9 protein-coding genes are annotated in these 12,308 nt (G+C 59.1%); 3 read left to right on the plus strand and 6 right to left on the minus strand.

Translation table 11 applies throughout. The annotated features are described in order from the left end of the window. The 4 genes from E1573_RS12885 to rpsU all read right to left on the minus strand — a co-directional run bounded on the left by E1573_RS12885 (window position 1) and on the right by rpsU (window position 8,276). Complete coding sequence (locus E1573_RS12885; RefSeq protein ID WP_133214210.1) at window positions 1–3,744, minus strand: EAL domain-containing protein; 3,744 nt, start codon at window positions 3,742–3,744, stop codon at window positions 1–3. 126 nt (window positions 3,745–3,870) lie between these two features. Further along, entirely contained in the window at window positions 3,871–5,718 is a 1,848-nt protein-coding gene (rpoD, locus tag E1573_RS12890; RefSeq protein ID WP_133214212.1) for an RNA polymerase sigma factor RpoD, read from the minus strand. Window positions 5,719–5,785: 67 nt separating this feature from the next. Next, entirely contained in the window at window positions 5,786–7,756 is a 1,971-nt protein-coding gene (gene dnaG / locus E1573_RS12895; RefSeq protein ID WP_133214214.1) for a DNA primase, read from the minus strand. 304 nt (window positions 7,757–8,060) lie between these two features. Then, window positions 8,061–8,276 (minus strand): 30S ribosomal protein S21, encoded by a 216-nt coding sequence (rpsU, locus tag E1573_RS12900; RefSeq protein ID WP_002551877.1) that lies wholly within the window; start codon window positions 8,274–8,276, stop codon window positions 8,061–8,063. Window positions 8,277–8,478: 202 nt separating this feature from the next. On the opposite strand from rpsU, the gene tsaD reads away from it, so the two are divergent. After that, window positions 8,479–9,504: a tRNA (adenosine(37)-N6)-threonylcarbamoyltransferase complex transferase subunit TsaD gene (gene tsaD / locus E1573_RS12905; protein WP_133214216.1), complete on the plus strand. Its 1,026-nt coding sequence runs from the start codon at window positions 8,479–8,481 to the stop codon at window positions 9,502–9,504. A 23-nt stretch (window positions 9,505–9,527) separates the two neighbouring features. Here the strand turns inward: tsaD and plsY are convergent, their stop codons facing one another. Then, a complete protein-coding gene (gene plsY / locus E1573_RS12910; RefSeq protein WP_133214218.1) occupies window positions 9,528–10,097 on the minus strand; it encodes a glycerol-3-phosphate 1-O-acyltransferase PlsY in 570 nt (189 codons plus the stop codon). Window positions 10,098–10,171: 74 nt separating this feature from the next. Here plsY and folB point away from each other — a divergent pair, with 74 nt between their 5' ends. Next, on the plus strand, window positions 10,172–10,525 hold the full coding sequence (gene folB, locus E1573_RS12915; protein ID WP_133214220.1) for a dihydroneopterin aldolase: 354 nt from the start codon (window positions 10,172–10,174) through the stop codon (window positions 10,523–10,525). Beyond that, window positions 10,516–11,025, plus strand: coding sequence for a 2-amino-4-hydroxy-6-hydroxymethyldihydropteridine diphosphokinase (folK, locus tag E1573_RS12920; protein WP_133214222.1), 510 nt, complete (start codon window positions 10,516–10,518; stop codon window positions 11,023–11,025). Before folB ends, folK begins: the two co-directional genes overlap by 10 nt. Window positions 11,026–11,089: 64 nt before the next feature. On the opposite strand, the gene E1573_RS12925 is transcribed toward folK, so the two are convergent. Continuing rightward, window positions 11,090–12,307, minus strand: coding sequence for a multifunctional CCA addition/repair protein (locus E1573_RS12925; protein WP_133214224.1), 1,218 nt, complete (start codon window positions 12,305–12,307; stop codon window positions 11,090–11,092). Between the last annotated feature and the right edge of the window lies 1 nt (window position 12,308).

A 12,308-nucleotide genomic window follows, 5' to 3' on the forward strand; every position in this document is an offset into this window, starting at 1 on the left:
TTATAACGAGGGTTTCCTTGCGGTGCTATCCGAAAAGTCTGAAATAGCTGCGCTAAGAAATGAGGTGGCAAATTCTTCGGCGGGTAACGGCAAACTGACGATGTACCCCTGTATCTGCTCACAGCCTTCGGCAGCAAGAAATTGCTGTTGAGCCTGATTCTCGACGCCTTCGGCAATAATGGTCAGTTGCATGCTGCGCCCCAGGGCAATGATCGCGCGGGCAATCGCTGCGTCGTGCGGGTCGTCCGGCAAGCCGCGGATAAACGATTGATCGATCTTCAGGATGTCCAGGGGCAGGCGCTTGAGGTAGCTCAGTGACGAATAGCCTGTACCAAAGTCGTCGATAGCCAGTTGAACGCCTAGGTGTTTGAGTTGATGGAGCACGGCCAGGGATTCTTCGGCCTGGCTCATGATGAAGTTCTCGGTAATTTCCAGCTGCAGGTCTCCGGCTTTGAGCTGGTGGGTTTTGAGCAGATGCTCAATGCGTTTGATCAGGCCGGGTTGGCGCAGTTGTGCGCCCGCGAGGTTGACTGACAGCGGGCCGAAGGCCTTGTAATGTTTTTTCCATACCTGCATTTGCCGGCATGCATGTTCCAGTACCCAGTCGCCCAGTTGCAGGATCATGCCGTTCTCTTCAGCCAGGGCAATGAAATGCTCCGGAGGGACGTCGCCGAACAGTGGGTGAGTCCAGCGAATAAGCGCTTCGGCACCCACCAGACTCTGGGTTTTCAGGCTGAATTTGGGTTGGTAGTTCAGGCTCAGCTCATCACGCTCGATGGCCCGGCGCAATTCGTGCTCCAGCGCGATCCGTTCGCTGGCCTGGGCCGTCAGGTCGCGGGTGTAGGATTCGACGCGATTACGGCCTTTGGCTTTGGATCGGTACATGGCGGCGTCGGCATTGCGGATCAACGAGGCAACATCGCTTCCGTCCTGTGGATAAAGGCTGGTGCCAATGCTGGCGCTGGTGAAAAACTCATGTTCCCCGGCCTGGAAGGGGGCGCTGAAGCAGGCCAGCAGTTTATTGGCGATCAGGCTGGCATCACTGGGTTGGTGCAGGCCAGGCAATAGAATGATGAATTCATCGCCACCCAGACGCGCGACCGTGTCGACATCACGTACCTGCTCCTTCAGCCGTTGGGCAATGCCCTTGAGCAGCAAGTCGCCCACGGGGTGGCCAAGGCTGTCGTTGATGTGTTTGAAGCGATCCAGGTCGAGGAACAATACCGCACCCTGGCGTTTGGAGCTTTGCGCGCAGGTCAGGGCGGCTTGCAGGCGGCTTTCGAACAGCGTGCGGTTGGGCAGGCCGGTGAGCGGGTCGTGGTGCGCCTGGTAGTCGAGTTTCGCCTGAGCATGTTTGAGGCTGGAGATATCGGCGAACACCGCGACGAAGTGGGTGATCAAACGGTCGTTGTTACGTACGGCGCTGATGGTCAGCCAGCTGGGGTACAGCTCGCCATTTTTACGCCGGTTGTGGATTTCGCCTTGCCAGTGCCCTTCGGCATTCAGTTGGTGCCACATGGCGATGTAAAACGCACTGTCATGCTGGCCCGAGGCAAGCAGGCGTGGTGTTTGCCCCAGTGCTTCGAATTCGCTGTAGCCGGTGATTTCGCTGAAGGCGCGGTTGACGGCACTGATGCGTTGCTCAGTATCAGTGATCAACACACCTTCGGCGGTGTTTTCGAACACGGTGGCGGCCAGTTGCAGCTTTTCCTGCATCAGATGACGTTCGGTGATATCGCGGGCAATGGTCAGCATGCAATCTTCCCCGGCGATTGGCAGGGGGCGGGCAGACAGTTCACACAGGCGTATCTGGCCATCGCTGCGGCGAATGTGGCAGCTGAAATCGCGGACGAAACCGTCGCGCTGCAGCATATCCAGCAGGCGCCGACGTTCGTTCAGGTCAACCCAGATGCCCAGGTCCAGAGTGGTGTGGTCCAGTGACATATGGCTTTCAAAGCCTGTCAGGCGACAAAAGCCTTCGTTGACTTCGATGAGCAAACCATCGCTCTGGCGAGACAGCAGCAGGCCATCCGGGGAGGCGTGGAACGCTTTGGCGAATTTCTCCTCAGAGGTTTGCAGTTGCTCTTGGGTTTCCTTGAGTTGGCTGATGTCACGCACCGCCACCACCAGGGCGGGCGTGCTGTCGAGCTCGAAGCTTTCTGCCGATATCAGGCCTGTGAACAACTGGCCGTTGCTGCGGCGAAACAGGGTTTCCAGGTTACGAATGCTGCCAGACTGCAGGCGAAGGAGCAGCCCTGGGCCCAATCCTGCATTGCCCCAGATGTTCAGCTCCGTGGCTGTCCGTCCTACAACCTGCGCCGAGCTCAGGCCCATTTGCTCTTCGAAGGCCTCGTTGACTTCCAGCAGGCAACCGTCGCTGAGCCGGGCGATCAAAAGGATGTCAGGGCACTGCTGGAACACCGACGCAAACTTTTGCTCCGAGAGGCGCAGGGCGTCTTCGGTGTTCTTGGTTTCGCTGATGTCGATCATTAAGCCGCGCATTACCGGCTTATGCCCGTGCTCGATCAGGCTGACGATGTCGCGCACCCACAGTGTGCGGCCGTCAGCGCGAATCACACGGTAATCGAGGCTGTGGTCGCGCCCGGCGGCGGTTTCACTGTCGCAGAAGGCCTGGGCCCAGAGCGCATCGTCGGGATGGATGATGCTGCGCCAAAAACCTGGGCGCAGCCAGTCGTTCAGCGGATAGCCGAGTAGGTCTTCGGCGTGCGGTGAAACATAGTTGTAGGTGAAATCATTGGCGTCGGCTTCCCAGGCAATGGCCGAGAGGCTTTCGACCAAGCCGCGGTAGTGGTATTCGCTGCTGCGCAGTTCCTGCTCCAGGGCAATGCGTCGGGAAATCTCCGAACTCAGTCGGCGGTTGACCCGCACCATTGCCGCCAATATTGCCACCAGGATCAGTACGCCTGGCAGCCCGTAGATCAGCAAGTCGTACCATAGGGTGCGGTGATCCAGAACCTTGCCGACCCAGCGCTCCTGGATGTTGCTGATTTCACTCGCGCTCATGTCGGCCATGACTTTATCGATAATGCCGACCAGGATTTTTTTCTCACGCGGTACGGCCATGGCCAGTTGATAGCGGTAGGGGGTTTCACCGCTGACATACAGACCTTCGAGCTTTAGCTGGCGCAGGCTCCAGATACTGGAGGCAAGGTCGCCGACCACGGCATCGACTTCATCGGTGGCCAGTGCCTGCAACGCTGAGCTGACGTTGGGCAGGGGGACCAGGTTGAGGTCGGGGTGGTGAGTGCGTAGCAGCTCGTGTGGCGCATAGTTTTCGACAACGGCAATCTTCAGCCCGTACAGCTCTTTGAGCGTGCGCGGCTGTGCCCCGCCTTCATGGGCGAGGATGACAATCGGAAAGTCCAGATAGGGGCGGGTGAACGCCAGAAACCCCTGGCGTTCGGGGGTCGACATGATGCCGGGGAGCAGGTCCAGCTTGTTTTGACGTGCCTGTTCGAGCACAGCGGTCCAGCTGGACGGTTCAACCGGTTTGAACGCGACGCCCAGTCGCTCTTGAATCACAGCAATGTAGTCGGCAGCCAATCCCTGGTAGCGGCCATCCTGGTCACGGTATTCAAACGGTGGCCAAGACGCATCGACGCCCAGACGCAGCTGCGGATGCGCGCTGAGCCAGGCTTGTTCTTCTTCGGTCAGGGTCAAGGCGCCGGCCGTTGCACTCCAGAATATCTGGACCAGCAACAGGAGGGCCGGCAATTTGGGCATAGCGGCCTCGTTACACAAATGGATTGCTTCGAGTGTAGACGGGCATTTCTGCGGTGGGGTAGTGGCGAAAGTCTTAAAGTATCGGCGGCACAAAAGAAAAACCCCGGCCTGGGCCGGGGTTTTTCATCACTCGTCGAGGAAGGAGCGCAGATGCTCGCTTCGCGTCGGGTGGCGCAGCTTGCGCAGCGCTTTGGCTTCAATCTGACGAATCCGCTCACGGGTTACGTCGAACTGCTTGCCGACCTCTTCGAGGGTGTGATCGGTGTTCATGTCGATACCGAAACGCATGCGCAGCACTTTGGCTTCGCGTGCGGTCAGGCCGGAGAGCACGTCACGGGTTGCTTCCTTGAGGCTTTCGACCGTGGCCACGTCGATTGGCGATTGCATGGTCGAGTCTTCAATGAAGTCGCCCAGATGCGAATCTTCGTCGTCACCGATCGGGGTTTCCATGGAGATCGGCTCTTTAGCGATCTTCAATACCTTGCGGATCTTGTCCTCAGGCATTTCCATGCGTTCACCCAGCTCTTCCGGGGTCGGTTCGCGGCCCATTTCCTGCAGCATCTGCCGGGAAATACGGTTGAGCTTGTTGATCGTCTCGATCATGTGCACCGGAATACGGATGGTGCGCGCCTGGTCAGCGATCGACCGGGTGATCGCCTGACGAATCCACCAGGTGGCGTAAGTCGAGAACTTGTAACCACGACGGTATTCGAACTTGTCCACCGCCTTCATCAAGCCGATGTTGCCTTCCTGGATCAGGTCGAGGAACTGCAGGCCACGGTTGGTGTACTTCTTGGCGATCGAGATCACCAGACGCAGGTTGGCCTCGACCATTTCCTTCTTGGCACGACGAGCCTTGGCTTCACCGATCGACATGCGACGGTTGATGTCCTTGATCTCGGCGATGGTCAGGCCGGTTTCGCTTTCGAGGTCGATCAGCTTTTGCTGGCAGGCCACGATAGCGTCGCTTTTCTCACCCAGAGCAGCTGCCCACTTGGTGCTGCGCTTGGCCAGGTCGCTGGCCCAGGTCTGGTCGATTTCGTTGCTTGGGAACAGACGCAGGAAGTCGGCGCGTGGCATGCGTGCATCACGGACACACAGTTGCATGATCGCGCGTTCTTGCTGACGCAGACGGTCAAGGGCGCTACGAACGCGCTCTACCAGGACTTCGAACTGCTTGGGTACCAGCTTGATTGGCATGAACAACTCTGCCAGATCGAGCATCGACTGCAGGCTGTCCTTGTGCAGGCGGCCGTTCTTTTTCAGTACTTTGAGGGTAGCGTTCAGTTGTTCCTGAACAGCACCGAAGCGCTGGCGAGCAACTTCAGGGTCTGGACCGCTTTCGGCCTCTTCCTCTTCGTCGTCGCCTTCTTTCTCTTCGTCTTCGTCGTCAGATTCGTCTTTGGCCGGGGCCTTCGGATCGATCGGCGGCGGTACTTCGGCCGGAGGGGCAATGCCGTCATCCGGGTCGATGTAGCCACTGAGAACATCGGACAGGCGGCCACCTTCGGCGGTGACCCGATCGTATTCGCTGAGGATGTATTCGACAGTACCCGGGAAATGGGCGATAGCACCCATGACTTCGCGAATACCTTCTTCGATACGCTTGGCGATTTCGATTTCGCCTTCGCGGGTCAGCAGTTCGACGGTACCCATTTCACGCATGTACATGCGCACCGGGTCAGTCGTGCGACCGATATCGGTTTCCACAGCCGCCAACGCAGCAGCGGCTTCTTCAGCTGCAGCTTCGTCGGTGTCGGCTTCGGCCAACAAAAGGGCATCCGCATCCGGAGCACTCTCGAATACGTTGATCCCCATGTCGTTGATCATGCGGATGATGTCTTCCACCTGCTCCGGATCTGAAATATCCTCTGGCAGGTGGTCGTTGACCTCCGCGTAAGTCAGGTAGCCCTGCTCACGGCCGCGGGTGATCAACTCTTTGATGCGAGACTGCTGTTGCGCTTTTCCGGACATAACACCCTATCCACTGAAGGTCTTGGCGGGCAAAAAACAAGCCGAGGATTATACCCGAGCTAGGACCTCACGCGCCAGTTGAGGTCGGGGTTTGTGCGGGAACATTCCGGCTTAGCAGGTCGCGCAGCTGATTTTTTTCCTCTGCGCTTAACTCGCTTTGACGTGCTTTTCTGAGCAAATGTTCCAGGCTTCGCTCGCGTTGGCGAGCTGACAAGCTAGTTATAGTGTCGAAAAACTGTTGTTCAAGGTTGTCGGCATCGATCAGCCATTCCTTTTCCGCCAATGCCCGCAGCAACCGGCCTTGCTCGGTGCCGTGCCAGCGCGCGATCAGCTGTAGTGAGCGTAGCTCAGGATTCTTCTGCAAGGCTTCGAGCAGCGCCACCAGCAGTTGGGCGTAGACGTGTTCTTCGGCAGCAAAATGGCCGGCATCTTCGACTTTTTTGGCCAATTGCGGATGGTGCAGCAGGGTACGCAGGGCGCTCAAGGTCGGGGGTTCTACAGAGGTCGGCACGCGTGGTGGTGCGTCCTGGCGCTGGCCGTTACGCTCCCAGGGTTTGCCTTTCTTGTCCCACGGCTTGCCGTCCCACTTCTTCTTGCCGCCCTTGTTCGGAGTCCACTGCTGCTGTGGTGGCGCGTATTCGGGCTGGTGAAAATCGCTGTAATCCGGGGTGTAGTCGGGGATGGCGTCGTAATCGATACCCGGGTCGTAAGCGGGCGGCGCTTCGGGGGCGGCGCTGTGGCTCAGTTGCTCGACCTGCTGATTGTCGAGGCCGGTGATCTCTTTCAGGCGACTGCGCATCAGGGTGCGAAGGTTGGCGCCGGGTACTTTTTCGATCAACGGTGCTGCCAGGGTCGCCATGTGCGCTTTGCCTTCAAGCGAACGCGGGTCTGCTTCCTCGGTCAACTGCTGGAAAAAGTAGTCGGCCAGCGGTTGGGCGTGCTGGTTGATGCGGGCGCGGAATGCGTCAGTGCCTTCGGCGCGGATCAACGTGTCCGGGTCTTCACCTTCGGGGAGAAACAGGAAGCGCGCCTTGCGGCCATCCTGCAGGCTCGAAAGGGTGGCCTCCAGTGCACGCCAGGCAGCATTGCGGCCCGCCTGGTCGCCGTCGAAGCAGAACAGTACGCTGGGAACGACGCGAAACAGGCGTTTGAGGTGTTCTTCGCTGGTCGCCGTGCCCAGGGTTGCCACGGCATTGCGCAGGCCTTGCTGGGCCAGGGCAATGACATCCATGTAGCCTTCGACCACGATGATTTCATCGAGGTTGCGGTTGAACTTACGCGCTTCAAACAGCCCGTAAAGTTCCTGACCCTTGTGGAATACAGGGGTTTCCGGCGAGTTCAGGTACTTGGGCTTGTCGTCGCCGAGTACCCGGCCGCCGAAGGCAATGACCCGGCCGCGGCTGTCACGGATCGGAAACATCACCCGGTCGCGGAATCGGTCGTAGCGTTTGCCTGATTCGGCGTTCTCGATCAGCAGACCGGCATCGATCATGGCCTTTTGTTGCAGGGTGTCGCTGCTCAAATGCTTGAACAGGTTGTCCCAGCCCGGCGGGGCATAGCCCAGGCCGAAATCGCGGGCGATTTCACCAGACAGGCCACGGCCTTTGAGGTACTCCACCGCCGAGCGGCGGGTGGGGTGGCTTCGCAAGGCCTGACGATAAAATTCGGCAGCCGCTTCCAGTAGGGGGTACAGCGGCGAGTCGGTTGGTTGTCGGGGCTTGTGCCCGCGACCGCCTTCTTCGCGTGGCACTTCCATGCCGGCAGCTTTGGCCAGCTCTTCGACAGCCTGGGGAAAGTCCAGGTTGTCGTGGTCCATGATGAAGCCAAGGGCATTGCCGCCTGCGCCGCAACCAAAGCAGTAATAGAACTGCTTGTCGGGGCTTACGCTGAAGGACGGTGTTTTTTCCTTGTGGAATGGACAGCAGGCGGTGAGGTTCTTGCCGGCCTTTTTCAGTTGCACGCGCGAGCTCACCACATCGACGATGTCGGTACGGTTGAGGAGGTCGTCGATGAAACTTTGGGGAATCAGCCCGGCCATGGCACTCTCATCATCAGGCGATAAACAAGTGTAATCGCTAATGCTGCGGGAACGGCTTCGCGTTCGAGCGGTATCGAATGGCGTAACACAAAATTCGGAAAGACGTGCTCGTCTGCAGCCGGTTAGGGCTCGTCAGTAATGACGTGCACAGCTGGCGTTGAGGCCAGTTCTGACGATTCAGGCAGGTTGTTCACATTGCAGGGCAATGGAACGCCTCGGGCGCAAAGGCCAGAGGATCAAGCAACTACTGCCGGCAGCCCGGCTTTGGGCCGGGCGAGGCAGAAGCTTGCGACGGGCGTCTGTATTAGTACAGACGAACGGCGCGGCGCTGTTCGCGCTGAACTTTCTTGGCGTGACGTTTAACAGCGGCTGCTGCTTTGCGCTTACGCTCAGAAGTCGGCTTCTCGTAAAATTCGCGGCTACGAACTTCAGCCAGAACACCGGCTTTTTCGCAGGAGCGCTTGAAACGACGCAGAGCTACGTCGAAGGGTTCGTTCTCTTTAACTTTGACGGCTGGCATCCAGAGCTACCTTCATTCATTACCGGGGGTCAACGAACTCGTGGCAAAAATGTGCACTGGAGAACGTCGGTTTTTAAGGGTTGCGGATGTTAACCCTTAGCCAGCCGGAATGCAAAGCCTCTGATCGAAAACCGCTGGTCGGCATCGGGAGTGAGGACTATCATGCGCGCCTTCGAATTCAGCCTCCACAAGGCGCAGACCCATGCTAGTACTGGGATTGGAAACATCCTGCGACGAAACCGGCGTCGCATTATACGACAGTGAACGTGGCCTTTTGGCAGATGCACTGTTCAGTCAGATCGACCTGCACCGCGCCTATGGTGGCGTGGTGCCGGAGCTGGCCTCGCGTGATCACGTCAAGCGCATGCTGCCGTTGATCAAGCAGGTGCTGGCCGAGGCCGACTGCGTAGCCACCGAAATCGATGCCATCGCTTACACCGCTGGCCCAGGTTTGGTCGGTGCGCTGTTGGTAGGGGCCTCGTGCGCGCAGGCGCTGGCGTTTGCCTGGGGTATCCCGGCGCTGGGCGTTCATCATATGGAAGGTCATTTGCTCGCGCCGATGCTTGAAGAGCAGCCGCCTGAGTTCCCGTTCGTCGCCTTGCTGGTGTCCGGCGGGCATACCCAGCTGGTGCGTGTGGACGGCATTGGCCGTTATGAACTGCTGGGCGAAACCCTCGACGATGCCGCAGGTGAAGCCTTCGATAAGACCGCCAAATTGATGGGCCTGAATTATCCAGGTGGCCCGGAAATCGCGCGCCTTGCGACTCAGGGCATGCCCGGGCGCTTTGTGTTCCCGCGGCCGATGACGGATCGCCCCGGCCTTGATTTCAGCTTCAGTGGCCTTAAAACCTTTGCCTTGAACACCTGGCAGCAATGCCAGAGTGCCGGAGACGACGGTGAACAAACCCGTTGCGACGTGGCACTGGCCTTCCAGCAGGCGGTGGTAGAGACTTTGACCATCAAGTGCAAGCGGGCCTTGAAGCAAACCGGCCTCAAGCGCCTGGTGATCGCCGGTGGTGTCAGTGCCAATAAGGCCTTGCGCACTTCGTTGGAAGAAATGCTCGCGGGCATCAAGGGTAATGTGTATTACGCCCGGCCACAGTTCTGCACTGATAACGGCGCCATGATTGCCTATGCAGGCTGCCAGCGTCTGGCGGCAGGGCAGCATGAAAGCCTGGCGATCAGTGTGCAGGCTCGTTGGCCAATGGAGCAACTGGCGCCGTTGTAATGAACGGCGCTCATGCGCAGGATTCAGAAATGCCGTTCGCGGCCGGCAAAAAGGTCGCGTAAATTGCCACGGTGACGCCAGACGATCAGCACGGTCAGCACGCTGATCGGCAGCAACGCTTCTGGCTCGCGCCAAGCCAGCAACGGCAGGGTCAGGGGAGTGGCAATCAGTGATGCCAATGAACTGGTGCGGGTCAGGTAGAAGGTAAGTACCCAGGCGCTGATGGCCAGCAGTGCTGCGGGCGGGTAGAGGCCCAGCAGCAGGCCGGCGGCGGTGGCAACACCTTTGCCGCCACGAAAACAGAAGTACACCGGGAACAGGTGGCCGATGACTGCACACAAGCCAATCCAGGCCTGTTGTTGCAGGTCGAGGCCGGCAAGATTGGCGATCAGTACGGGTAGCAAGCCCTTGCACAGGTCGCCTAGCAGGGTCAGGATCGCCAATTTGCGGCCGGCCAGGCGCAGCATGTTGGTTGCACCGGCATTGCCTGAACCGCTCATACGCGGGTCCGGGCTGCCATTGAGGCGGCTGAGGAGAATGGCAAAGGACAGCGAGCCGAGCAGGTAGGCGAGCAACGCCAGTAACCAAAACATGCTAACTATTCCGGGCGAGGACGCCCTGATTCTAACGGCGCCAGTCGCCCTTGTCGTGCAGTGGAGAGAAGTGCTTGGACAGAGTGTTCATCGAAGGCCTGGAAGTCGATACCGTCATCGGTGCTTATGACTGGGAGCGGGGGATTCGCCAGTGCCTGCGTCTGGACCTGCGATTTGCCTGGGATAACCGTCCGGCAGCGGCGGGTGACGACCTGACCTTGGCGTTGGACTACGCCAGCGTGACTGCACGCATTCAGGCGTTTGCCGAAACATCCGAGTTCCAGTTGGTTGAAACCTTTGCCGAGCGGCTGGCAGCGGTGTTGATGCAGGAGTTCCAGATCCCCTGGTTGCAGCTCAAACTGACCAAGCCCGGCGCTGTGTCGGCCGCCACCGGTGTGGGCGTGGAGATTGAGCGCGGATGTCTCTGAACCGGGTTTATCTTGGCCTTGGCAGCAATGTCGAGCGAGAACGGCATTTGTGTGCGGGGCTGGATGCTCTGGCGGAAATATTGACCGATTTGCGCTGCTCGGCGGTATTCGAAAGCCAGGCGGTGGGCATCAAAAGTGGGCCTTTTTTCAATTTGGTGGTGACTGGGCTGACCGCTTTGCCACTGATGGAGCTAGACCGCCGGCTTAAGTTCATCGAAGCCGATAACGGTCGCTATGCGCCTGAGCGCAAGGGGTTGCCGTTGGATATCGATGTGCTGATGTACAACGATTTGCATGGCAGTTTTGATGGCTTGGTGCTGCCTCGGGCCGAAATTCTCAAGAACGCGTTTGTGTTGTGGCCGCTTTCGCTGCTTGCGCCGCAAATGGTGCATCCGGGCACAGGCAAGCCTATCGCACAGATGTGGGCCGAGGCGCAGATTGAGCAAGTGTTGGCACCGGTGCCGTTTGAATGGCGTGGCCAGCAGTTGACGAATCTCTGATCGCGGGGCAAGCCCGCTCCCACTGGAATGGTTTCTGTGGGAGCGGGCTTGCCCCGCGATGGTTTCAACCCTTATAGGCTTTCAGTGCCTTCAGGCGCTCCCCTTTAAGGGCCTCGCCCAATGCCTGCCCAGTCAGGCCCTTCTGCACCAACGGCTGCACCTGTACCGCCCGTGCAGCTGCCGCCGCGCCTCGCAGGTACTGCGCCTGTGGATAGTCGCGCTGTTCCAGCCCTTTGCGCCCTCGGGCGTCCATTTCGCACGCGGCAATGAACTCTTCAAAGCGCTGCGGCCGACGATAAACGTCAAAACTCTGTAGCAGTTCAAGTAAGGTCGAGGCCTTGAGCTCCAGAGCACGATGGCAATGGGTGTGGTACTCGCCGACCAGCATGGCCAGTTCCTGACATTCGCGGGGCACCTTGAAGCGCTGGTTGACGGCCTTGATCAACTTGAGCCCGCGATGCTCGTGTGCGATGTGCCGAGGCCACTCCGCTTCCGGCGTCAGCCCCTTGCCCAGATCATGCAGCAGGCAGGCCCAGCGTACGCTAAGAGGCTGTTGGTGCTGCGCAGCTTGCTCCAGCACGGCCAGGGTATGGATGCCGCTGTCGATCTCGGGGTGGTGGGCAGGTGGTTGGGGTACGCCAAACAGGGCGTCAAGTTCCGGGATCAGTTCCTTCAAGGCGCCGCAATCGCGCAGTACCTGGATAAACACCTGGGGTTGGTCTTCCATCAGTGCTCGGGAGATTTCCTTCCAGCTGCGTTCTGCGGTCAGTGCCTGGAGCTCACCGGATTCGCTGAGCTGACGCATCAGTTCAATGGTTTCGGGGGCCACAGTGAAACCCATGCTGGCGTAGCGCGCAGCGAAACGGGCGACACGCAGGACACGCAAGGGATCTTCGGCGAACGCCGGGGATACATGGCGTAAAATTCGGGCTTGCAGGTCTTTCTGGCCATTGTAAGGGTCGCTGATATTGCCCTGTTCATCTTCAGCCATGGCGTTGATGGTCAGGTCACGCCGGATCAGGTCTTCTTCAAGTGTGACCTCGGGGCTGGCGTGGAAAGTGAAGCCGCCGTACCCACGCCCACTCTTGCGCTCGGTGCGCGCCAATGCGTACTCCTCGCCGCTTTTGGGGTGGATGAACACTGGGAAGTCGGCACCCACAGGTCGATAACCGAGTGCCTGCATTTGCTCTGCGCTAGCGCCGACCACCACCCAGTCAATATCACTGACCGGTTGGCCGAGCAGGCGGTCGCGCACGGCACCGCCGACTTTGTAGATCTGCATG

This window comes from Pseudomonas sp. H9, from assembly GCF_004353925.1.
GTDB lineage: Bacteria > Pseudomonadota > Gammaproteobacteria > Pseudomonadales > Pseudomonadaceae > Aquipseudomonas.

What these genes read in the sequence shown, in the direction of transcription:
- E1573_RS12885 (WP_133214210.1), bottom strand. Translation starts at nt 3,744, where the DNA reads ATGCCCAAATTGCCGGCCCTCCTGTTGCTGGTCCAGATATTCTGGAGT.
- tsaD (WP_133214216.1), top strand. Translation starts at nt 8,479, where the DNA reads ATGCTAGTACTGGGATTGGAAACATCCTGCGACGAAACCGGCGTCGCA.
- E1573_RS12925 (WP_133214224.1), bottom strand. Translation starts at nt 12,307, where the DNA reads ATGCAGATCTACAAAGTCGGCGGTGCCGTGCGCGACCGCCTGCTCGGC.
- dnaG (WP_133214214.1), bottom strand. Translation starts at nt 7,756, where the DNA reads ATGGCCGGGCTGATTCCCCAAAGTTTCATCGACGACCTCCTCAACCGT.
- folK (WP_133214222.1), top strand. Translation starts at nt 10,516, where the DNA reads ATGTCTCTGAACCGGGTTTATCTTGGCCTTGGCAGCAATGTCGAGCGA.
- plsY (WP_133214218.1), bottom strand. Translation starts at nt 10,097, where the DNA reads ATGTTTTGGTTACTGGCGTTGCTCGCCTACCTGCTCGGCTCGCTGTCC.
- rpoD (WP_133214212.1), bottom strand. Translation starts at nt 5,718, where the DNA reads ATGTCCGGAAAAGCGCAACAGCAGTCTCGCATCAAAGAGTTGATCACC.
- rpsU (WP_002551877.1), bottom strand. Translation starts at nt 8,276, where the DNA reads ATGCCAGCCGTCAAAGTTAAAGAGAACGAACCCTTCGACGTAGCTCTG.